The following is a 20,974-nucleotide window of genomic DNA, read 5'->3' on the forward strand; positions in this document are numbered from 1 at the left end:
GGCAGAACCGGTCGCACGATATGTATGAATCTGAATGCATCACTCAAACTTCTATCACTCCCCCCGGAGCGAAAAGGAGGCGCAATCTAGCGAAAGTGAAGACAATTCTCCACCATCATTGCTGACAAAAAAACCTTAGAAAAAAAACCATGGATTATCAGGGGCGCAGATGCCCCTCCATGATTTTAAGTGCCAAAGATCTTGGGACTATTTTCTGCAAAAGAAACAGAAGTTTATGGCGCCATCCGGGCACGCAGTAGCCGCCTCCACTGGCCAGTTTTTTCAGTGAAGCTTCGACAATCAACGCTATCGGGGTGCGAAAGAAACTACCGGGCCCGGATGGCATGCCGGATACATCCCTGAATCCGGTTGGAGAGGGGCCGGGAGCCAGCGTGACAACGCGAACCTTTCCGGCCAACTCGAAGCGAAGTGCTTCACTCCAGTAGGTCAACCCTGTTTTGGCGGCTGCATAGGTGCTCATGTAAGGGAGCGGCGCTTCGCCTGCCAGTGACGATACGTTGATAATGAAACCGCGGTTTTTCATCAGGCAGGGGAGAAGTGCATGGGTGATGGCGATTGGTGCCTTCAGGTCGGTCTTGATGACATCGATCTGCGGTACAATGCCTGTTTTCTCGAAGCTTCCCCAGATGCCGAATCCGGCATTGTTGACCAGCCCGACAAGTTGTTCATCGGCGACCGATTCAAGCAAACTAGTGATACCGGTTTTGGCATTCATGTCCGCCTGAATGAGCTTGTGTCGCTCAGGATGCTTGAGGCTTCCCAGGGTCATCTTCAAGCGGGGAAGATCGCGGCCGTGAAGAATAAGGCGATACCCCAGCGGCTCAATCTGTCTGGCGAATTCAATTCCAAAACCGCCGGATGCACCGGTGATCAGTACGGCAAGCTGCTTCCCCATTTAGGATGTAGTCTGGATTGGCAGCATCATTCGCTGCCTTTTTTCAAAGCAGGCAATTTCAGTCACACCCAGTGAGATCAAATGATCAAGGCATTCGTTCATGGCGTGGCCAACTTCAGCTGGCGCATGCGCATCTGAGCCGAAGGAGAAAGGGATGCCAAGTTCTGCTGCCCGTTTTACGATTCTGGCCTGCGGGTAGATTTCCCCGACTGGTTTTCGCAGCCCTGCTGAGCTTATCTCCAGGGCCACATCTGCCTTTTTCACAGCCTGAAGCATTGATTCAATTGCATCGTTCACCGCTTTAGAGTCGGAAGGGGGGCGGTGCCCGAACTTCTTGATGAGATCCGGATGACCGATGATGTTGAAAAGTCCTGACTGGGCTGACTGCTCTACCAGTTTGAAATAGGCACAGTAGGCATCCTCGATTCTCCAGGTGTCCCAAATCTGTATCGTGTCCGGGTTATCAAAACCCCAGTCACCAATATAGTGGACTGATCCGATGACATAGTCCCACGGATGGGTCTCAATCATCTCCATGACATAGGTTTCGGTGCCGGGATGAAAATCCGCTTCGATGCCGAGCCTGATGGTGAGCTGCTCCGCATACTTTTTTCGTGCATGCTCTACCTCGGTGATATAGTCCTTCAGCTCGAAGTGACCCATGCGCCAGGCCTTATCATAGTCGCCTGGCATAGGGCTGTGATCGGACATGCCGATCTCTCTCAAGCCGGCAGCAATGGCAGCATCAGCATAATCGGCAACGGTACCTGTAGCATGATTGCAGCGAGGCGTGTGCATATGGTAATCGGGAACGGGTTGATAGCGCATGCAGCTATCCTAAAGCAGCGGAGCAAGCTGGCAACTTTGCATAGAAAAGGGCAACGAAAAGGGGCGCGAGATGATTCGCGCCCCTTGGAATTCAATGTCCATGAATAACAGCCGGCACAGGACCGGAGTTTATTTAGAGTTCAGATCAGTGATGAAACAACACCGTAAAAAGCAACTAGCACCACGATAGCGATAATAACTGCTCGATCTTCGGTCTGGCTGACTGGATTAAACGACTTCTGCATTGCGGCCTCCATGAATGATCTGATTTCAAATTACAGATCGATTTTTAGTCTCTTTCGACGCGGCATATGTGACCTGCATCACAACTGTTGCAAATTGCCTTCCGGTGTATTTTTTTGAGCAATCATCACGTATTCGGCGAAGAGGGGAGATAAAGGGTTTGACACGTCCTTCTAAATTCGCACACTTCGCGCCGCAACAGAGCGCGCCTATAGCTCAGTTGGTAGAGTAGCGGACTTTTAATCCGTGGGTCCTAGGTTCGAGTCCTAGTGGGCGCACCATATTCATAAAGGGTCACGAATTTTCGTGGCCCTTTTTCATTTCCTGAGGCGTTTGACATCCTGGAAGGCTCTTAATGAGAGTACCAAATGAATTCACCTCCATATTTATATCATGCAGCCATGATGATTTGGGTCACATTTTTCCAGATAGCTATTGTCAGAGTTGAACGAAATTATCGAATGGGAGAGATAGATAGATGAGCGGCAAACGTCAGTCTGAAACTGAGATTCAACATGAGGGTGCAAACCTGAGGGAGCAACTGCACGCGATCGTTAGCCATGAGTTGGAGGCTTTTGCTGATGTAGATCGAATTGGCGAGGTAAGTGAATTGCAGGATAAGGTCGATGGCTTTATGAAAAACCTGCAGATCCACTTTGACAGTTATATCCACGAAATCGAGAAAGAGAATGCCGAGCCGGTATCCGAAGCAGCACCATCTATTGATTCAGCATCGGCAGAAGAGCCAGCCCCCAAAGGCTCTGAGGTGATCAATCTGGAGAAGGAGTTCCACACCTACGGTATTACGAAGGCCAACGGCATTGATGAAGAGAAGAAGCCACTCTCCCATACCCTGATACAGGCAGCAGTCGGTACTGCCATTGCGGCTGCTCTGCTGTGGGTGTTCTGGCCAACCTCAGAGCAGCAGGCGGTTGTTGTAGAGGCTCCTCAGACAACTATCGAATCGTCCCTGCCTGATACAACCGTTACTGATGCTGAAGATGCCACAGCAGATGCGAATGTGATTGCGCCAGAAGTGGTGGTGACTGAACTACAGCGTGAGCCAGAAATCATAACTGAACCGGTTGCTGTCGTTGTGGAAGAAGTTAAACCTGAACCTGTTGCAGAAAGCGTGACAGAGAGTACGCCCGAAGTTGAGGAAGCGGCCAAGCGTGAGGTTGCCCCGGAGAGCAAACCTGTTGAGAAACAGGCTGCATCAGAGCCGAAGGGTCAAAAGATCACGGTGACTGCCCACTTTGGCAATGTACGAAATGCGCCGGATAACACAGGCAAGGTGATTTCACGCCTTAAAAAGGGCGATGTGGTTTACAAGCTGGAAGAGAACGATGGATGGTTCCATGTCAGGCTGAACAACGACTCAGTTGCCTGGGTGCACCACAGTGTATTTGCTCCGCGTCTTCAGGTGACTGTCGATCTGGGGAATATCCGCAGCGAGCCGAACAGTAAAGGTGAAATCGTCACTCGTCTGAAGAAGGGTGCCTATATCACGAAGATGGGCGAAAAGAAGGATTGGTATCAGGTTAAGCTGGATAGCGGAACGACTGCCTGGGCACATCGATCGATATTCTGATTAATGAAAGGTCAGTGAAAAGCCGTCCATATTGGGCGGCTTTTTTTATGCTTGTCCGGCTACAGTTTCAACATCCTTCAATCCCAGACAGATAGGCTTCAGCTTCATCGGCCGTGAGTTTATGCATGATGCGGGCCTGTCGAAGTGCGGCGGTGCGCATTTGGCGTGCCAGCAGATCGCGTATTGTTTCATCATCGTCGATCTTGAGTCGCTCCATATGGCTGCTGATTTTCAGTGAGATACCCTTCAATTTATCGTAATTGGCACTGTCACGAAGATAATAGGGGGTTAATGGCAGAAGCCCGTTGGCGTGAACAACTGCAAGGCGGTATCGCTTGCTGTCAGGTGCAATGCCGGAATCGGCCTGGATGAAGAGCTTTTCGATGTCCGGGATCGCGATCGTGCCGCCCCGTCGAATAAACGGGCCTCGCTGCGACCAGTTCAGTACGTTTGCAGCAAAATCGAAATGCCAGCGCGATCTGAGAGATATCTGTGCGGCACTATAGATCAGCAGGCCTGAAGCGAAGACAAGTACGGGAATGGTCACCAGTTTAAATGGCAGGTCGCCAATTCCGTAGCGTAGAATCAGAAGTAAAGGGAGAAGACCCCCGATCCATAAGAGAACAATCATTCCCCACCATGTATCTTCGACCGACAGGCCTTGCTCAGTTTCGGAAACCTTCATGTCTCCTCCTCTGCACTCGTGTAATGCTTGGGCAGTCTGATATTACTATAGATCAAACGCGCTTGGAGCGACAGGTCAAAAGAGCTACTTCAGGGGGCGGAAACGGAGCTGGTTAACACGGAAATACTCAAATTGCTCCTTCGGAAGCTGGAAAGGTGCTGCTGCCTGGATGGCGCGGATCAATGAGGCATCCATCATATCATTGCCTGAGCTTTCCATGATTTTCACCGATACCACTTCACCGGTACGGGAGAGCTCCATCTCAACGAGCGGATCAGTAACCTCGCTGCTGCTTGCGGGAACCTTCCAGTGCTCCTGCACTGCTGCCTGCATCAGCGCGATATAGCGTTCAATTTCGTTTCTTGAGAGCTGCTGGCCGGCAATATTTGCAATGTCAGGCCGTGATGTAGAGGCCTTGTTGCGGCTTTCTGCACTACGGTCGGTAGTCGAAGCAATGGGGGCGAACGGATCGAAATCGAGCTGCTGTTTTTTTGCGGCGGCTTTCGGGGCAGGGGCTGCTTTCACCTCCGGCTTCGGCTCTGCCTTTGGCTTGGGTTTCGGTTTCTCTTCCAGTTTCAGCACAGGCTCTTTCTTGGGGTCAACCTTTGGTTTTTCAGTCGCCTTCGGTTTGGGCGCTTCCTGTTTTACCGGCTTGGCTTTGCGCCGCGCCATATGTTCGATCTCAGATAGCTGTTGCGCGGAGATCATCATCACCTCAATGCGCTGCAGTGGTTCATCCTGCTTCTCGTTTTGCCAGTAGGCGAGCACTACAGCCACGATAATAACAAGAAGGTGAAGAAGCGCGGCATAGATCAGATCCAGCCTGGTAAGGTCTGCCGAACTATCCTGAGATAACTCTTTTTTAACGGTGTGGCTCAGTGACAAGGCCAACTTTCCTGATGCCTGCACTCTCCAGCAGGCTCATCACTTCGGCAACGCGGCCGTATGGCGTTTTGGCATCGCCGCGAATAAAGACCGGTAGCCCCGGCTTCTGTTCGCGCATCGCCTTGATTCGCGGTGCAAGTTGTTTGATATCGATCGGCAGCTTCTGCATAAATATGGCACCGTCAGCACGTATGGTGACAACCAGAGGTTCAACGTTCTGCTGCATCGCAGGGGATTCGGCATCAGGAAGATCGACATTGACTCCCTGGGTGAGCAGGGGAGCGGTTACCATGAAAATAATCAGCAGTACCAGCATCACATCAACCAGAGGTGTGACGTTGATCTCTCCCATCGGTTCGGAGTCCTTGCTCCATTTGCTCTGTCCGGCCCACATGGCTGATTATCCCTTGATGTGGCGGGCGATAATGTTGAGAAATTCTGAGCTGAACTGCTCCATATTGGCCGCCATGCGTTTAAGGTCGGAAGTGAACTTGTTGTAAGCCACCACCGCAGGGATGGCCGCTATCAGGCCGAAGGCAGTGGCTACAAGTGCCTCGGCAATTCCAGGTGCCACCGCAGTAAGCGAGGTGTTTTTGGTCAGTGCGATACTTTGGAATGCATTCACGATTCCCCAGACGGTACCGAACAGTCCGATAAACGGTGATGTGGAGCCTACCGTGGCAAGAAAGGCAAGGTTGCGTGACAGTTTTTCCATCTCACGGGAGAATGCTGCATCAAGGGCACGGCGAATGCCGTCTATGCCGCCGGCTGCAACAATTTTTCCTGCAATCTCCTGTGTCGCATCGCGACGCGAGCGCATAAATTCACGATATCCGGCCTGGAAAATATTCGGCAAAGGCGAATCAGGGTATTGCTGGGGAATGCCGGTCATGATGGTGTCCATATCCGTTCCGCCCCAGAAGTTGTGCGAGAACTGCTCAGCCTCATTGCGGGTTTTACTGTAAAGGCGCCATTTGTTAAAAATAATCGCCCATGACATGACGGAGAGAAGCATAAGCAGCACAAGGACGCCTTGAACAACAAAGCCTGCATTGAGGACAAGGGTGAGGATAGAAAGATCCTGATTCATGAGTTCTCCTTCGGATTCAAATGATTGCGCAGCGTGTCTGATACAGGTGAGGGGATGCGGCCTGCCCGGCCTTCACGTGTAAGGCAGGCAAGGTGGATATCACCTGAAGTTAGTAGTTTTCGGTCTGACTTGCGGTATATCTTCTGCTCAAAAGCGATACGGGCTCCACGCATGGAGGTCAGGCTGCTCTCTACCTCCAGTATATCGTTGAACAGGGCAGGTGCATGGTAGAGCAGGTGTGCTTCAGTTACCGCAAACATGACACCGAAATCCGCTTCGATCGCATCGAGTTCAAGGCCTGCTGTGCGCAAGAATTCGCTGCGTGCACGCTCCATGAACTTGAGATAATTGGCATAATAGACGACTCCCCCATGGTCGGTATCCTCATAGTATACTCGGATATCAAGGGTTTCGGTGAAAGAGGTCACAGCAGCGACTCCTGTTTGCCACTGCCCGGCAACTCCCGCTTCAAATGCGCATAGGCAAGTGGTGTGGCGGTTCGGCCACTCGGCGTACGAGCGATCATCCCCTCCTGCAACAGATAGGGCTCAAGTACATCCTCAATCGTGTCACGCTCCTCAGATAATGAAGCTGCCAGTGTATTGAGTCCGACCGGGCCGCCGTTATATTTGTCGATAATGACAAGCAGCAGTCGACGATCAAGGTGATCCAGCCCCATGTGGTCGACTTCTAACCGCTTCAGGGATGCGTCAGCCACGTCTTTGTTGATTAAGCCGCTGTGTTCCACCTCGGCAAAATCACGTACGCGGCGCAGCAGACGGTTGGCGATGCGTGGTGTGCCTCGGGAACGGCGTGCGATTTCAAAGGCACCATCTTCTCCGGAGTGAATTTGCAGTAGCCGTGCAGAGCGCGACACGATGGCTGCCAGTTCCTGATGCGAATAGAACTCCAGTCTTTCAATGACACCAAAACGGTCGCGCAGGGGATTGGTGAGCAGGCCGGCCCGGGTGGTGGCCCCAACCAGTGTAAAGCGAGGGATATCCATCTTGATGGAGCGGGCCGCAGGGCCCTGACCAATCACGATATCGAGTTGAAAATCTTCCATGGCAGGGTAGAGGATCTCCTCGACCTGGGGGCTTAAACGGTGAATTTCATCGATAAAGAGAACGTCTCCCTCTTCGATGTTGGTCAACATGGCAGCCAGATCGCCTGGCCGCTCAATCACCGGCCCGGAAGTGGCGCGAATATTCACCCCCATCTCATTGGCGATAATGTTGGCAAGCGTGGTTTTGCCAAGTCCCGGCGGCCCGTAGAGGAGTACATGATCGAGTGATTCATTGCGCGCCTTGGCTGCCTGAATATAGACCTTCAGGTTGGCACGGATTTTCTCCTGACCTACGTACTCATCAAGGGATTTAGGGCGAAGCGCTGCATCCCAATTATCACTATTGGATGAGACTCCATCGATTAGTCGCTCTTCCTGGAGTTCTTTCATATCAGCCATCAGCCTAGTGCCTTCAGTGTGTTGCGGAACATGGTCTCAAAGTCTGCCGGCTCCACCTTTTTCAGTGCTGCATCAATCTGTGCAGGTTTGTAGCCCAGGTTGGTAAGAGCTGAACGCACATCTTCATTGCTGCTGCTAATTGCTGCTCCGCCTGAGGTGGTCCCTGCATCGAGTTTACCCTGCAATTCAATAATAAGCCGCTGTGCTGTCCGTTTGCCAATACCCGGTGTGCGGGCAATAGCGATGTCGTCGGAACTTTCAATGGCATTCACCAGCTCATCGGTCGACATGCCGCTCATCAGATTCAACGCCATGCGTGCACCAATACCGGAAACCGTGTTCAGTTTTCGAAACAGTTTGCGCTCAGCACTGTTCGCAAACCCGAATAGTGTGATCTGATCTTCACGCACATAGGTGTGAATGGAGAGTTCCGCCTTTTGCCCCTGTTTCAGTTTGCAAAGCGTCTGCAGGCTAAGAGCAATCTCATAGCCGACACCTCCGGACTCTACAATCACAAGGCCAGCCGGATCGAGCTCGCGAACTGTTCCTGATAGCCAGCCAATCAATTTATTTCACCCCGCAATATTTCCATTCCGGGCAATATTGCTGCTCGGAATGCGAGACCGCGATGATTGCATTCCTCGCGAATCAATGTCTTGATTTGGGTACTCACCCAGAGCGTGCAGATTTTTTGCTTCACAAATATCACTGTTTTCCTGCCAATTTTTGCATGGGGGTATGATGCGCATGGCAGATGGCCACTGCAAGGGCATCTGCTGCATCTTCAGGACACGGCTCAGGTGGATGCAGCAGCATACGAATCATGTGGCCGACCTGATCTTTTTCGGCACGGCCGAAGCCGACCACCGCCTGTTTAACCTTGGTGGGTGAGTAGGGGGTTACGCGCAGGCCATAATGTCCGCATGCGGCGACAAGCGCACCGCGTGCCTGGCCAAGTTTCAGCGCAGAGCTGACATTTTTGGAGACAAACACATCCTCAATAGCCGCACACTCCGGATTAAACTGATCGATAATCGTGCAAAGGCCGGAAAACAGAATATGAAGTCGTTCATCAAATTCACCTTTGCCGGTTCGAATCATGGCATGGTGTACATGGCGAATGCGGTTGCCTTGCACATCGATAATGCCCACGCCTGTTTTCTGTGATCCTGGATCAACACCGAGTATTCTCACTGGGACGATAAAGCCTCATCATCGTTTCTGAACCATTTCATGAGTACTGCCATATGGTTGCTTACCCCTTCACCATTTCCAATCGAACCATAACAGCTTAGGGGTAGATCGTCACAGCAGATCAATAAATAAACTTAGTGCAAGGTGATAAAAAATCAGATCTTTTCAGCCAGGGTGGTCATCACTTTGGATGTAAGCTTCATCATTTGCTTGGCAGGTTCCGGAAGATCCGCTGCTCCCAGGTCTTCAGCCAGTTCAGCATGACCCTGCTCATCAATCTTCATCTGTTCAACAATGGCACGGCTGCGGGTGTCATTTGCAGGGAGGCGCTCGAGATGGCTGTCGAGATGGCGAACAACCTGATGTTCTGTTTCGGCTAAAAAGCCAAGGTTCCAGCGATCACCGGCTATGCCTGCAGCCATGCCGATTGCAAAAGATCCGGCATACCAGAGCGGATCAAGCAGGGAAGGGCGTTCCCCCAGCTCCTCAAGCCTGTTTCGACACCAGTTGAGGTGATCACTCTCCTCAATTGAAGCATGGCGTAGTTTTTCAACCAGCTTGGGATCACGAGCGGTCAGGCTCTGGCCCTGATAGAGCGCCTGTGCAGCCATTTCACCAGAGTGGTTCACGCGCATCAGGCCTGCAGCAAGACGTTTCTGCTCTGCAGTCAGAGGTTTCTCCTCTTCTGAAACCTGTGATGCCGGATATATCCGTGATGTGGGTTGCTTGCAGAAGATGTTGTTCAAGGCCCTGTCAACTTCTCCGATGATACGATCTGCAGCGGTTGGGTTACGAAATGATTTGCTCATGACTGCAATCATAAAACAGCTATTCCTTAGTGCAAGAATGGATATCGGCGGCTTCACGCCTTTGTTTTCAACCCCTTTGGGTTCTGTCCACAGATGCTGTGGATAACTTTGTTGAAAACAGTGCTTAGTACCGCCATTTATTACACTGGCGTGACACCACCCTGCTATGCACAAATATTAGGCATTCAAGATAGTCTATATATAACAATAGTTTACAGGAAATTTGTTGCAAAAAACAGGAGGAGCGTGGAGTAGGTGAAGATTATCTGAAATCAGGGCTCATAAGTGGATAAATCGAATTATCAGAGAGCCTTAAGGGTATCGGAGGCTGCTTTATCACCCCTTTGCACCGCAAACTCAATGGTGGCAGGCAGATCGCCGGGGCCAGGGGCCTCGGTGGCATCAATAATCCGCTTTGACTCGTAACGACTCTGATTATCCCGTACCAGCACGGTCGCACGTTTTTCACGAACGATGCGGTGATGGAATGGCTGTTGCTGTTCTCCGGTGATTTGGCCGATTTCCCGATTAATTAACGCAACAAGTTCCTTATCCCCGATATCTAATTCATCAGCGCTAATGACGGCGCAAAGGTGTCTGGAAGATGAGCCTTGCTGCCCCATCTGAGCAGATATATCGAAGAACCACTGACCTGTTGTACCAATGCCGCCGATCAAGGGCTCAGGAAGCCCGACATGGTTCTCGTACCAGAGGTGAATATTGGTAATGCAGTGTGTTTCACAGATTCTTTCGTTTTCGAAAAGGTTGGCAGCTGCATAAGAGGGGAGTGCAATCACTGCTGCATCGAACATCATTTCATCAACCAACAGAGATTCACCCTGATCCTTTACACGATGAATACGACAGCCTGTCCTGATTATTACGCCAAGTTGAAGTGCTCTCGTTGCAAGCGGTTCGATCAGCGCCTGTTGTAGCGGATCATTGAACCAGCCGAGCCTTGCCGCCTTATGGGATGCAAAGCACTCTCTTAATACGCGTTTAAAGGTGGCTGCGTTGGCCGTTGCAAGACCTTCGTTCATGGTGCCTAGGCATATTGGCTCCAGCATGTCGGTAACAAGCAGTGAAGGGATATTGCAGTGGCTGATCAGATCGGCGACAGACTTTAGACCATGATCCTCACGCTTCAGTGCACTTGCAAGTCGCAGCATTGCCAGTGCCGAACTCCAGCCATGACCTGGCACACCTTTGATTGCAACAAGCAGAGCCAGAGAGAGCGGCATCCAAGGAGCGGGCCTGAGTATAAAACGATCCCTTTTATTGTCCCACAGCGGCAGCTCAAGCGATGACTGCCATGTGACATGCTTTGCAGCGCCACAGTCGCTTAGAAGCTTCTGTGTAGCTTCATAAGCGCCTGTCAGGAGGTGGGGGCCATTATCGCAAAGCTCACCGGTCGTTTTGTCGATGAAAGAGCGGGTTCTGCCACCCGGTTGCGGCGCAGCCTCAAAGAGAGTGACTGCGACTCCAGACTCAGCCAGTCGAATAGCAGCAGTCAGACCGCATAATCCGGCTCCGATTACAGCAACCTGTTTACCCTGAATCTTAGAACTCCAGCTTGAGCGGCATGCCTTTTTTGGCAGCCATGCTCTCATATCGCCAGGTTTTCCACGCCGTCCATATTTTCCGAAGAGGTAGCACCTGAACCGGCCGGTGCCATACATCGAAGTCGATTTCGCGCAGCCGCTGAAGGTAGGTGTAGTAGATCGTGCCCATCAGGATGGAGGGGCGCAGACTTTCCCGATCTTCATCACTGAGTTTGGCGAGTGCATCCTGATACGCGCATTCAGCCCGATCTGCATATTCATGCAGCAGCTGTCGCATGCCATCACTCATATTCCCATCCTTGAAGTCCTGGTCGCTGACACGAAGCCGGATCCGATCCTCTTGCGGAAAGTAGATGCGACCAATGCGCGCATCTTCGGCTACATCCCTGAGAATATTTGTCAGCTGAAGCGCTTCACCCAGCGAGGTCGCAAAATCACGGCTTTTACGGTTACGGTATCCGAACACCTCTATGCTCAACAGGCCCACTGCACCGGCAACGCGATAAGCATAGAGCGACAGGTCCGCGCGCTTAAGGATCGGTTTGCGCATGACATCCATCAGCATGCCGTCGATAATCTCCACCAGCAGCTCCTCGTTGATGGAAAAGTTGCTACGTGCCCAGGCCAGTTCCTTGCCTACAGGGTGCTGGGGTTTGCCTTTGAACGCTTGCGATACCTCTTCGCGCCAGAAGGCGAGTTTGGAAAGGGCGACCTCCTGCTCTTTTACCTCATCGGCGATATCGTCCACTTCCCTGCAGAAGGCATAGAGCGCCATGATGGCTCGCCGCTGATCCTCGGGAAGAAAGAGAAAGGCGTAGAAAAAGGATGAGCCTGAACCACGGGTTCTGTTGCGGCAGTACTGTTCAGGGGTCATGCAGTCTCTCGTTTTTGCGCAAATGAAGGGAAGAGTGTGTCTTTCAGAACCGGTAGCATCATACCTCGCCAGTCCTGGGCCGAGAGTGATGCTCGCTGCTGCAGAGGGTTATCCAGATTTTCAACCTTGCTTAGCATGCGACGGCCACCATGTATCGTAGATGCAATCTGCAGACGCAAGCGGAATGGCAGGCGGTTTAGAAGAGGAACACCGTTCTCTAGAAGCTCACCGGTTTTCAATAGCGCCTGCATAAGCACTGGGCGCAGCGATTCAACGGAAACTGTGCCATCAAGCATCTGCTGGCTCTCAATGCCGTTCTCCTGCAACCAGGTTTGCGGCAGATAGCAGCGTCCGCGGGGAAGGTCGATACTCAGATCCTGCCAGAAATTGATCAATTGAAGCGCAGTGCAGATATTGTCAGAGCAGCGTTGTGCTTCTGAGTCGTGGATACCATGCAGTGCAAGCATCAGTCTGCCTACCGGGTTGGCCGAGTGTTTGCAGTAAAAGCGTAACTCATCAAAGGTTGCATAGGCATGCAGTGTCACATCCATGCGAAATGCGATTAGCAGGTTGTGGAGCTCTTCGATGGGAAGGTGATGTTTTGTGATGGCATCACTCAAGGCCATGAAAACGGGATGGTCAACCACCTCACCGGTTTCGCAACGCTCGAGCAGGATTTCCCAGGCATCGAGCTGCTTGATCCTCGTTTCCGGTAACGCATCCCCCTCATCGGCAAGATCATCGGCATGGCGGGCAAATGCGTAGATGGCGGCTACAGCCGGGCGCAGATCAGCTTTCAGCAGTCGGGATGCTGTAGGAAAGTTCTCATAGTGGTTTCGTGCGATATCCAGGCAATGTTGATAAGCTTGCGCTAGTTGCATTGGCTGGCCGGTTGATGCCTGCATGGCGGCATGTTGGCGGCGCAGCAGCCATTCCGCAAGCGCATTACAGTAATTTATCCAGGGAGAGTCTTGTGACCGGTTTTAAACAGGCTGATGGTAAACGGGTAGCGGTCGTCGGAGGCGGTATTATCGGTTGCCTGACAGCTCTTTACCTGAAACGCCTTGGCGCAGTTCCCACCATATTTGAGAAGGGAGCCAGCGGCCGCGAATCGAGCTGGGCAGGTGCCGGTATTCTCTGTCCGATTCACCCGTGGCTCTACCCGGACAGCTTTACCCAACTGGTTGATAGCAGTCTTTCCATGTTTTCTGCCATGAATGCCATGCTGGAAGAGTTAAGTGGCCTGAAGACCGAGTGGTGCAGATCAGGGCTGTTAATTCCGATGTTTGCAGATGACCGCATTCATCATGGAGAGGATGCGCTGGCATGGTCCAAGCGCTTTGGCTGGAAGGTTGAAGAGCTCGACTCGAATCAGTGCTGTGAACACGAGCCGACCATGAGCAAACAGGTTGGTGGCGCACTGCTGTGGCCTGAAGTGGGGCAGGTGCGCAATCCGCGTCTGCTGGCAGCAGTCAGGAAAGCCCTGGAAAATACCCATGTTCAGATCCGTGAACATGCCGAGGTGATCGGTGTCGGCAAAAACAGGCAGGGTGATGTTTCATCGGTAAAAATTGCAGATGGCGGATCTGTTGACGTGGATGCCGTGCTGCTGGCAGCAGGCAGCTGGAGTGGTGATCTGGCGCGCCAGATCGGTCTGGAGCTGCCTGTAGAGCCGGTAAAAGGGCAGATTGTGCTGCTTAAGGATGAGCCGGGCAGGGTAAAGCACATTATCAAACATGACGATGTATATCTGGTGCCTCGTATTGATGGTCATATCCTGGTTGGTGCCAGCATGGAGCGCGTCGGATTTAAGGCCGGAACCACTGAGCCAGTTGTAAATAAACTTTTGGATGCAACATATCGCATCACACCGGGCCTGAAGGATGCACGGATTGTTGAGCAGTGGATGGGGTTCCGTCCCGGCAGCCCCGACGGCATGCCGTATCTCGGCCCTGTAGAGGGCCACCCAGGCCTCTGGGTTGCAACCGGCCACTATCGTAATGGTGTCGCCCTTGCTCCCGGAACAGCAGATATTATGAGTCGCTGGATTATGGGCGAAGCTCCATCAATGGATCTCTCCGATTTCCGTGTTGACCGGAGAGCAAGCAATAGTGAACTCGTAGGTTTTCCGAACACGTAGGTGCAAACAAAAAGGCCAGGCAAATGCCTGGCCTTGTAGTTGGTCGAGCGGTAATCAGATCGTTTTAGAGAAGCTGGTTCCTTCTTTCTTCTTCTGCAAATACTCATCGAATACCATGGCGACGTTGCGGATTAAAAGGCGTCCTGCAGGCAGGACTGTCAGGCCATCATCGCGCAACTCAACCAGGTTGTCAGCTGCCATGTCTGAGAGGTCGGCAATGCCATCGGCAAAGTGCTCCTTGAAATTGATGCCGAATTCGCTCTCGAACTGACTGTAATCAAGTGCAAAATCGCACATAAGACGCATAATCACCTGGCGGCGAAGATGATCCTCTTCGGAGAGGATATAACCGCGGAACACAGGGAATTCGCCCTTTTCAATGGCATCTGCATAACCGTCCATTTCTTTGGCATTCTGGAAGAAGCCGCCGCCGACATAACCGATGGAGGTGACGCCAAAGCCGATCAGGTCACAATCGGCCTGAGTGCTGTAGCCCTGGAAGTTACGGTAGAGTTTGCCCTCCTGCTGGGCGATGGTGAGTTCATCTTCAGGCTTGGCGAAGTGATCCATGCCAATAAATACATAACCGGCATCGAGCAGCTTATTGATGCTGTGCTCGAGGATGTTCAGTTTCTCCTGAGGTGAGGGGAGCGATGCCTCATCGATACGCCGCTGTGGCATGAACATGTGCGGCAGGTGTGCATAGTTGAACAGTGCAATACGATCCGGGCTGAACTCAATAATAGTGTTTAGCGTGGCATCAAATGTCTCGACAGTCTGGTGTGGAAGGCCGTACATCAGGTCGATGTTCATCGACTCAAAGCCGTGGTTGCGGGCTTCATTAAGAACTCTAAGCGTCTCTTCTTTGCTCTGAATGCGGTTGACCGACTTCTGAACGATCGGATCGAAATCCTGCACGCCCATGCTCATACGGTTCAGACCGATCTCCTGCAGTACGCGGACAGTATTTTCATCGCATTCGCGCGGATCAATCTCAATGCTGAACTCACCCTCTTTGGTGGGTACAAAGTTAAAACGCTCGCGAAGTTTGCTCATGATCACGCGCATCTGGTCGTTGCTCATGAAAGTCGGAGTACCGCCGCCAAAGTGAAGCTGGGTGACCGGTCGCTTTGTGTTTCCCATTGCATCGGCAACCATGTCGATCTCTTTGAGCAGCAGCTCCAGATAGGGGGCTGCCCGGTCATATTGCTTGGTGACAATCTTGCTGCAGCCACAGTAGTAACAGACGGTGTTACAGAACGGGATGTGAATGTAAAGCGACAGCGGGGCATTATCACCTGCAACATCCCCAAGCGTCTTCACATACTCTTTGGCCCCAATGCCGGTATGGAACATTGGTGCTGTAGGGTAGGAGGTATAGCGAGGCCCTGCCTTGTCATACTTTTTGATAATTTCCAGATCAAAAAGATCAGCGCCCCCCAATTGGGAGGCGCCTCTCTCGGAGTTAAACGTCATTATTTTGTACTCTTCCTCATATGGGCGATAATGTCCTGAATATCATCAGCAGAGAGCTTGGCGACATGTTTGCCTGCACGGTCAACATGGCGGCCATGGCGGATACGCAGATCAAGCAGGCGATCACTCAGATTGGAGAGCTGAGTCTTGGAAGCTGCATTGCCGGTCATTTTGATCTCTGACGGAGTGGTATGGCAGGAGGCGCAGTTATTGGCATAGAGAGTCTTTCCCTTGGCTGCGTCAGCTTTATAGCGCAATGAATAGGCATAATTCGCCACATCTGCAATGTCTTCATTGCTCAACTGGTGACGTTTGCTGGTCATCTTGGTGCCGGGGCGACCATAACGCATGGTGTGTGCCATCTCCTGCAGTGTCAGTTCCGAATACACGAGGTTCTTGGCACCCATGCCTGTCTGGGCGCGGCCGTCGATGCCGTGGCAACTTGCACAGACAGCCTCAAAGCGGGTCTTACCATTAGCCAGATTAGGCTTATAGCTGAATGTCTGCATGTAATCGATCACAGCTTCGATCTGAAGACCGTCGAGATCGTATTTCTTAGGGGTCATGTCGGTGCCATTAATACCATAAGTGATAATGCGACGCAGCTCATCCCGCTCTACCAGGCCCGCAAGTGCTTTGTGATCGCGAGCAGGGAACGGCTTCAGGGATTTGCCAAATTCCGTTGCGGTACCATCTGTACCATGACAGGCCGAACAATTGGCCTCATATAACGCTTTGCCATTCAGGCTATCATCTGCCGAAGCTGAGAAAGGCATAATCAGAAGGGCCAGTGTAACCCCTGTGAGTCGTTTAAAATCCATAAGTAGTATCCTCCCGTGTGAAGTGCTAACTATTTACCACACGGATTCTTAGCGCAAGGGTTAGCTTTGCAAATTTCTGGCCGGATATATCCCGGCCCTGACATCTTCTGCCAGCTGATTTTAAAGCCCCGCAACTGCGGGGCTTTTGATATTAGCTTGTTACTCGGCGGCGCCCTGGTGGCCCTTGATAAATGCAACCAGTGCATCGATCTCTTCACCAGTGAGTTTCTTGCCGTATGCAGGCATCATTTTGCGACCATCGGTGATAGTGGCTTTCAAGACTGCCTCGTCAGGGTTCATGAGCTTGACGGCAGGGCCCATTTTTTTGCTGTCAATCTTGTGGCACATCTTGCATTTGCCATTAAAGATCTTTTCGGCATCAATGTCAGAAGCCAGTGCAGACTGGGCAGTAAGACCGAAGAAGGCTGCAGCCATCATCATTACGATTGTTTTTTTCATGGGGGTTCTCCTTGTTTCTCCACTATGGGAGGATTTTATTTGCTTTTAACACTGTCTGTAAGCGCAATGTTTACACATAACTGCTCAAACATTACACCGTCTTACATCTCAATCGGTTCCACCTTGGGTTTATAGAGCCACATTTGATAGAGTGAAACCAGAATCTGAATGGTCAACGAAATGCCCATCAGTCCACCGGCAATTACCACGACAAATGCAAAACCAGGGATCGCTTTGGTGATATACCAGGAGAGGATGTCAATCAGAATTGCCAAGAACGGGACAGCAACTGTGATACGCTTGGTCAATACCGGCATCTCACAAAGAATGAAAATACGGCCTACGAAGAAGAGAATGAAGGCGATGCCAAAGAGATGAATATGGGATACGCGAACCAGGCTCTGGACAGATGCGCCTGTGTCGGCATGAGTGAGCTTTTTAACCTCTTCATAACTGGTAAGAGCGGGTAGCCCCATGCCGGATTCTGCAGAGTGGCAGGCAATACAGTTGCTGTTCAGGATCGGAGCAACATCGACCTCGAACCGAGCCTTGTCGGTGCCATCCTCAATCCAGTCGACAATGACCTGTTTCTGCTCATCATTATCGAGGTTGCCCGCCATGGCACCATTCAGTGCGGCACCGAGACGGGTCTGCTGATGTTCTCCGTAGTAGGCGATTTTTACATCCTCTACTGAGAGGCCTGGTTGTCCATCGCGACCCTCATGAGAGAAAAAGGTGTGGGCAAGGGCAAACAGATAGCCGAGTCCAATGGTAATCAGGAACATGGTATCAAGAATTTTTTCACTGACAGATGCGTCGGAAAAACGACGGTAATGGGGCATGTGAGCTCCTTATTTCAATTGCAACGGCATTATAGCGTGAGGAACAAAATCGTCAATGAAACAGCAATAAAATCAAATAGTTGATAATTATCCTTGGGTATTACTTGGAAGAAATAAAATCCCGATACCAGCCTAATGCAGAGGCGTGATCTACAATCTCTCCGTCAAGCTGTGCCTGATAGGCCTCTTTGAGTATGTCGCCCATTTCAGGGCCCGGATCCAGACCGAATCCGATAAGCGTTTTTCCAGTTAGAAGCGGCTCTGGTTTACTATGTTCATGCCGCATCTCCTTTGCCAACTGAAGCCATCCATGGGCGGGGCGAGATGTGGGTGCAGGGAATCGTCCTGAAGCATCAGCTTCAACGAGCATCTCCCACAGTTCTATATTTGCCGGCTCCAGTCGAGCGGCAAGTCTTCGGATAGCGCGCTCAGTAGGTTTTCCGTGCAGGTGGGTTATATGCTCCTTTACCAGCGGCAGAATCAGTTCTATGAGTTTGGCGGGAGCTGATATCTTCTGCAGAAACGCCTTGGAAATAGGAACGCCGGCATCGGCATGTCCCGGAGAGCTGATGCGCCCCCGGTCATTCACAAAAGAGGTTTCCGGCTTGCCCACATCGTGACAGAGCGCAGCAAGCAGGAGAAGTTTGCGAGTCTTGTTGTTCAAGCCTCTTCTATGGCAAAGGGTGGCGGCCTGGTCGACCACCTGCAGTGTGTGTTTCCAGACATCACCCTCTGGATGCCAGTGCGGCTCCTGATCACAGCCTATCATTGCTTCCAGTTCGGGATAACAGGTAAGCCAGCCGCTTTCAGCCAGCGCCACAAGGCCATATGAGGGATACGGCGAAAGCGCCCACTTCTTCCACTCATCCCAGATACGGGAGGGGGGGAGATTCTTCGCTTCAGCAAGCAGGGCTTTACAAAGTTCTGCTGTCTCCTTGTCCAGTGTCAGTCTGAAACGTGCGGCAAATTGCATGGCGCGTAAGGGTCGTAGCGGATCCTCGGCAAATGCAGGGCTGACATGTCTCAGAATGCCTTTATCGAGATCGCTTTTACCATCATGGAAATCGAGAATTTGCGAAGTCAGGGGGTCAAACATCATCGCATTGATGGTAAAATCACGGCGCATACTGGCTTTTTCAGGAGAGAGAAGGGGGTCGGTCTGCACTGCAAAACCGCAATGGCCGCCGGCTGTTTTGCGCTCAGTACGGGGAAGGGCCACATCAACTTCAATATTGTTCGACCAGAATTTCAGGATGCCGAATTGTCTGCCTACTGTTTCAGTTCGCCCAAGCTTGTTAAGCAGGAGCTCAAGCCTTTCTGCTGGAAGGCCGTAGACCTCAAGATCAAAGTCCTTGGGAGAAAGGCCGAGCAGCATGTCACGAACAGAGCCGCCCACAAGCCACCCGCGTCCTCCTGCATCAGCGACTTTACTACAAAGTGTGAGCAGTGGCTCTGGCAGGGATGGGACATTTAATATGATTTTGCTTTCGGGTTGATCCGTCATGTGCCTATTCCACGTTCGAGATATGGCAATGGCAAGGATTGATCAATGCAGAGCCGGACAAATTGCCCGGCTCAAGCAGATTAACGGAAGAGTACAACTTTAATGTGAATTTATAAGTATCTGATATTTATAGGTTATTGTCTGCAAAATTCCAGTTTACTAAATGCCAGAATGCCTCCAGATAGGAGGGCCGGGCATTACGGTAGTCGATGTAGTAGGCGTGCTCCCAGACATCGCAGGTTAGCAGCGGCTTCTGGCCGTTGGTCAAAGGATTGCCTGCGTTGCTGGTGTTAACGATCTCAATGGTTCCGTCTTCATTCTTCACCAGCCATGTCCAGCCTGACCCAAAGTTGGTTGCTGCTGATGCAGTGAACTTCTCCTTGAATGCGCCAAATGAGCCAAATGTCCTGTTGATAGCATCGCCAAGTTCGCCTGAAGGTTCGCCGCCTCCCTGAGGTGAGAGGCAGTTCCAGTAGAAGGTGTGGTTCCAGACCTGGGCGGCATTATTGAACAGGGGACCGGTTGAGCTGCGTATGATCTCTTCCAGAGAGCTATTCTCATGCCCTGTTCCTGCAATCAGGTTATTCAGATTGGTGACATATGCATTGTGATGTTTGCCGTAGTGATAATCGAGCGTTTCCGCAGAAATATGCGGCTCGAGTGCGTTCCGGGCATAAGGCAGTTCAGGCAGTTCAAAGGGCATGGCATTACTCCTGTTCGTTCATTTAAGAGAAGGTTTCTCTCGTACTATTCTATTGTAGTCCTTTGCCACAGCCGGACGCAACCCCATATAAATGAAGGAATTGGTTGTTACATTCCAGTTAGAAATGGAACCAGAGTGAGATAACGAAGAGAGTTACCCTGAAGATGCAGCGATTATCTGATGCGGATAGCGTTCTTTAAATACAGGTGTGGCTTTGCTATCTATCTCCTGATACGTTCAATGAAATAAACCAGATCGGATTTCCCCTCATGATCTTTTTGAAATATTTCTCATGAGGTTTTTTGTATAAATTACTGATATTGATGAGGATTATTTTATGAAAAAACAGATTATGTTAATGCTGGTGATGCTTGTTGTGCCATGTTTTGCACATGCTGATGAGATCAGTCTGGATATTACCTATCCGAAAAGTGGCTCAATGATTGAACATGGCAGCGGAGAAGTGGCGATATGGGTTGAAGATGCCAGAGAAGGCAAGGTGTTTGGAAAGAGCGTGGATGGAGTAGCACTGGTTGCATCATCTGACGTCGCATCATCACTTTATGCCTACATGGTTTCTTCACTGAAACAGGCTGGATACACCGTTGTTCCGTACTCTGCTGAACTGGTCGGCGGGCTGCTTATTCAAATTCGCACTGTCCGTTATCATAGCGTAAAAGAGATGGTGAAAAGTAATGTGAAGGTCGGGGTGGCTTTGGAGGCAAAGGCAAACAACTCGAATGCAACCCGGACTTATAAAGCGGCAGTTGAGGATGAATTCGCCTGGAAACCATCTGATGAAAAAAGCGGAGAGATGATTGGTCGTGCTCTGGCTACCGCAGCTGATGCGGCGCTTTCAGACCTGAATAAGTAAAATCTCGATATCT

23 protein-coding genes and 1 tRNA gene are annotated in these 20,974 nt (G+C 51.3%); 4 read left to right on the plus strand and 20 right to left on the minus strand.

The features are described from left to right. Positions 1 to 157: 157 nt before the first annotated feature. The gene (locus Ga0123462_RS05250) at positions 158 to 916 is read right to left on the minus strand and encodes an SDR family NAD(P)-dependent oxidoreductase (protein WP_100265337.1); all 759 of its coding nucleotides are present in this window, start codon (positions 914 to 916) and stop codon (positions 158 to 160) included. Further along, positions 917 to 1,744, minus strand: coding sequence for a histidinol-phosphatase HisJ (gene hisJ, locus Ga0123462_RS05255; RefSeq protein ID WP_232726660.1), 828 nt, complete (start codon positions 1,742 to 1,744; stop codon positions 917 to 919). A gap of 448 nt (positions 1,745 to 2,192) precedes the next feature. Here hisJ and Ga0123462_RS05260 point away from each other — a divergent pair. Continuing rightward, a tRNA-Lys gene (locus Ga0123462_RS05260) sits at positions 2,193 to 2,268 on the plus strand. 197 nt (positions 2,269 to 2,465) lie between these two features. Continuing rightward, complete coding sequence (locus Ga0123462_RS05265) at positions 2,466 to 3,578, plus strand: SH3 domain-containing protein (RefSeq protein WP_100265338.1); 1,113 nt, start codon at positions 2,466 to 2,468, stop codon at positions 3,576 to 3,578. 67 nt (positions 3,579 to 3,645) lie between these two features. Here the strand turns inward: Ga0123462_RS05265 and Ga0123462_RS05270 are convergent, their stop codons facing one another. From Ga0123462_RS05270 to hpnC, 12 genes are all read right to left on the minus strand, one after another. Further along, positions 3,646 to 4,263 carry a hypothetical protein gene (locus Ga0123462_RS05270; protein WP_100265339.1) on the minus strand — a complete coding sequence of 206 codons (618 nt, stop codon included), beginning with the start codon at positions 4,261 to 4,263 and terminating at the stop codon, positions 3,646 to 3,648. Between the two features lie 84 nt (positions 4,264 to 4,347). After that, the gene (locus tag Ga0123462_RS05275; protein WP_100265340.1) at positions 4,348 to 5,148 is read right to left on the minus strand and encodes an energy transducer TonB; all 801 of its coding nucleotides are present in this window, start codon (positions 5,146 to 5,148) and stop codon (positions 4,348 to 4,350) included. Further along, a complete protein-coding gene (gene tolR / locus Ga0123462_RS05280; RefSeq protein ID WP_100265341.1) occupies positions 5,126 to 5,542 on the minus strand; it encodes a protein TolR in 417 nt (138 codons plus the stop codon). The genes Ga0123462_RS05275 and tolR overlap by 23 nt, the downstream gene beginning before the upstream one ends. Before the next feature lie 6 nt (positions 5,543 to 5,548). Continuing rightward, complete coding sequence (tolQ, locus tag Ga0123462_RS05285) at positions 5,549 to 6,238, minus strand: protein TolQ (protein WP_100265342.1); 690 nt, start codon at positions 6,236 to 6,238, stop codon at positions 5,549 to 5,551. Then, a complete protein-coding gene (locus Ga0123462_RS05290; protein ID WP_100265343.1) occupies positions 6,235 to 6,666 on the minus strand; it encodes a YbgC/FadM family acyl-CoA thioesterase in 432 nt (143 codons plus the stop codon). The genes tolQ and Ga0123462_RS05290 overlap by 4 nt, the downstream gene beginning before the upstream one ends. After that, the gene (gene ruvB, locus Ga0123462_RS05295; RefSeq protein ID WP_232726661.1) at positions 6,663 to 7,694 is read right to left on the minus strand and encodes a Holliday junction branch migration DNA helicase RuvB; all 1,032 of its coding nucleotides are present in this window, start codon (positions 7,692 to 7,694) and stop codon (positions 6,663 to 6,665) included. The genes Ga0123462_RS05290 and ruvB overlap by 4 nt, the downstream gene beginning before the upstream one ends. Before the next feature lie 8 nt (positions 7,695 to 7,702). Beyond that, positions 7,703 to 8,269, minus strand: coding sequence for a Holliday junction branch migration protein RuvA (ruvA, locus tag Ga0123462_RS05300; protein WP_100265345.1), 567 nt, complete (start codon positions 8,267 to 8,269; stop codon positions 7,703 to 7,705). 139 nt (positions 8,270 to 8,408) lie between these two features. Then, the gene (gene ruvC / locus Ga0123462_RS05305) at positions 8,409 to 8,897 is read right to left on the minus strand and encodes a crossover junction endodeoxyribonuclease RuvC (RefSeq protein WP_100265346.1); all 489 of its coding nucleotides are present in this window, start codon (positions 8,895 to 8,897) and stop codon (positions 8,409 to 8,411) included. A gap of 155 nt (positions 8,898 to 9,052) precedes the next feature. Then, complete coding sequence (coq7, locus tag Ga0123462_RS05310) at positions 9,053 to 9,706, minus strand: 2-polyprenyl-3-methyl-6-methoxy-1,4-benzoquinone monooxygenase (RefSeq protein WP_232726663.1); 654 nt, start codon at positions 9,704 to 9,706, stop codon at positions 9,053 to 9,055. Between the two features lie 302 nt (positions 9,707 to 10,008). Further along, positions 10,009 to 11,316, minus strand: a complete 1,308-nt coding sequence (locus tag Ga0123462_RS05315; RefSeq protein ID WP_100265348.1) for a hydroxysqualene dehydroxylase — start codon at positions 11,314 to 11,316, stop codon at positions 10,009 to 10,011. Then, the gene (hpnD, locus tag Ga0123462_RS05320; protein ID WP_100265349.1) at positions 11,267 to 12,142 is read right to left on the minus strand and encodes a presqualene diphosphate synthase HpnD; all 876 of its coding nucleotides are present in this window, start codon (positions 12,140 to 12,142) and stop codon (positions 11,267 to 11,269) included. Before hpnD ends, Ga0123462_RS05315 begins: the two co-directional genes overlap by 50 nt. Beyond that, complete coding sequence (gene hpnC, locus Ga0123462_RS05325; RefSeq protein ID WP_100265350.1) at positions 12,139 to 13,047, minus strand: squalene synthase HpnC; 909 nt, start codon at positions 13,045 to 13,047, stop codon at positions 12,139 to 12,141. Before hpnC ends, hpnD begins: the two co-directional genes overlap by 4 nt. Before the next feature lie 68 nt (positions 13,048 to 13,115). Between hpnC and thiO the strand changes: the two genes are divergently transcribed. Then, positions 13,116 to 14,282 (plus strand): glycine oxidase ThiO, encoded by a 1,167-nt coding sequence (thiO, locus tag Ga0123462_RS05330; protein WP_232726665.1) that lies wholly within the window; start codon positions 13,116 to 13,118, stop codon positions 14,280 to 14,282. A gap of 54 nt (positions 14,283 to 14,336) precedes the next feature. Here thiO and hemN read toward each other — a convergent pair whose 3' ends face one another. The 6 genes from hemN to Ga0123462_RS05360 form a co-directional block, all read right to left on the minus strand. Continuing rightward, positions 14,337 to 15,758, minus strand: coding sequence for an oxygen-independent coproporphyrinogen III oxidase (gene hemN, locus Ga0123462_RS05335; RefSeq protein WP_100265351.1), 1,422 nt, complete (start codon positions 15,756 to 15,758; stop codon positions 14,337 to 14,339). Next, positions 15,758 to 16,579 (minus strand): cytochrome c, encoded by an 822-nt coding sequence (locus Ga0123462_RS05340; RefSeq protein WP_100265352.1) that lies wholly within the window; start codon positions 16,577 to 16,579, stop codon positions 15,758 to 15,760. The genes hemN and Ga0123462_RS05340 overlap by 1 nt, the downstream gene beginning before the upstream one ends. A gap of 159 nt (positions 16,580 to 16,738) precedes the next feature. Continuing rightward, on the minus strand, positions 16,739 to 17,038 hold the full coding sequence (locus tag Ga0123462_RS05345; RefSeq protein WP_100265353.1) for a c-type cytochrome: 300 nt from the start codon (positions 17,036 to 17,038) through the stop codon (positions 16,739 to 16,741). A gap of 101 nt (positions 17,039 to 17,139) precedes the next feature. Then, positions 17,140 to 17,880 (minus strand): hypothetical protein, encoded by a 741-nt coding sequence (locus tag Ga0123462_RS05350; RefSeq protein ID WP_100265354.1) that lies wholly within the window; start codon positions 17,878 to 17,880, stop codon positions 17,140 to 17,142. A gap of 100 nt (positions 17,881 to 17,980) precedes the next feature. Next, positions 17,981 to 19,276, minus strand: a complete 1,296-nt coding sequence (locus Ga0123462_RS05355) for a CCA tRNA nucleotidyltransferase (RefSeq protein ID WP_232726667.1) — start codon at positions 19,274 to 19,276, stop codon at positions 17,981 to 17,983. A gap of 235 nt (positions 19,277 to 19,511) precedes the next feature. Further along, complete coding sequence (locus tag Ga0123462_RS05360; RefSeq protein WP_100265356.1) at positions 19,512 to 20,087, minus strand: superoxide dismutase; 576 nt, start codon at positions 20,085 to 20,087, stop codon at positions 19,512 to 19,514. A 337-nt stretch (positions 20,088 to 20,424) separates the two neighbouring features. Here Ga0123462_RS05360 and Ga0123462_RS05365 point away from each other — a divergent pair, with 337 nt between their 5' ends. Beyond that, positions 20,425 to 20,961: a YajG family lipoprotein gene (locus tag Ga0123462_RS05365; RefSeq protein WP_100265357.1), complete on the plus strand. Its 537-nt coding sequence runs from the start codon at positions 20,425 to 20,427 to the stop codon at positions 20,959 to 20,961. Positions 20,962 to 20,974 lie beyond the last annotated feature (13 nt).

It is taken from the genome of Mariprofundus ferrinatatus, from assembly GCF_002795825.1.
Classification (GTDB): domain Bacteria; phylum Pseudomonadota; class Zetaproteobacteria; order Mariprofundales; family Mariprofundaceae; genus Mariprofundus; species Mariprofundus ferrinatatus.

Bases quoted from the DNA above. Each gene is read 5' to 3' on its own strand.
- hisJ (WP_232726660.1), bottom strand. From the start codon at position 1,744: ATGCGCTATCAACCCGTTCCCGATTACCATATGCACACGCCTCGCTGC.
- Ga0123462_RS05315 (WP_100265348.1), bottom strand. From the start codon at position 11,316: ATGAGAGCATGGCTGCCAAAAAAGGCATGCCGCTCAAGCTGGAGTTCT.
- Ga0123462_RS05250 (WP_100265337.1), bottom strand. From the start codon at position 916: ATGGGGAAGCAGCTTGCCGTACTGATCACCGGTGCATCCGGCGGTTTT.
- Ga0123462_RS05350 (WP_100265354.1), bottom strand. From the start codon at position 17,880: ATGCCCCATTACCGTCGTTTTTCCGACGCATCTGTCAGTGAAAAAATT.
- hemN (WP_100265351.1), bottom strand. From the start codon at position 15,758: ATGACGTTTAACTCCGAGAGAGGCGCCTCCCAATTGGGGGGCGCTGAT.
- Ga0123462_RS05345 (WP_100265353.1), bottom strand. From the start codon at position 17,038: ATGAAAAAAACAATCGTAATGATGATGGCTGCAGCCTTCTTCGGTCTT.
- hpnC (WP_100265350.1), bottom strand. From the start codon at position 13,047: ATGCAGGCATCAACCGGCCAGCCAATGCAACTAGCGCAAGCTTATCAA.
- coq7 (WP_232726663.1), bottom strand. From the start codon at position 9,706: ATGAGCAAATCATTTCGTAACCCAACCGCTGCAGATCGTATCATCGGA.
- ruvB (WP_232726661.1), bottom strand. From the start codon at position 7,694: ATGAAAGAACTCCAGGAAGAGCGACTAATCGATGGAGTCTCATCCAAT.
- Ga0123462_RS05340 (WP_100265352.1), bottom strand. From the start codon at position 16,579: ATGGATTTTAAACGACTCACAGGGGTTACACTGGCCCTTCTGATTATG.
- Ga0123462_RS05365 (WP_100265357.1), top strand. From the start codon at position 20,425: ATGAAAAAACAGATTATGTTAATGCTGGTGATGCTTGTTGTGCCATGT.
- hpnD (WP_100265349.1), bottom strand. From the start codon at position 12,142: ATGACCCCTGAACAGTACTGCCGCAACAGAACCCGTGGTTCAGGCTCA.
- Ga0123462_RS05360 (WP_100265356.1), bottom strand. From the start codon at position 20,087: ATGCCCTTTGAACTGCCTGAACTGCCTTATGCCCGGAACGCACTCGAG.
- tolQ (WP_100265342.1), bottom strand. From the start codon at position 6,238: ATGAATCAGGATCTTTCTATCCTCACCCTTGTCCTCAATGCAGGCTTT.
- tolR (WP_100265341.1), bottom strand. From the start codon at position 5,542: ATGTGGGCCGGACAGAGCAAATGGAGCAAGGACTCCGAACCGATGGGA.
- Ga0123462_RS05270 (WP_100265339.1), bottom strand. From the start codon at position 4,263: ATGAAGGTTTCCGAAACTGAGCAAGGCCTGTCGGTCGAAGATACATGG.
- Ga0123462_RS05265 (WP_100265338.1), top strand. From the start codon at position 2,466: ATGAGCGGCAAACGTCAGTCTGAAACTGAGATTCAACATGAGGGTGCA.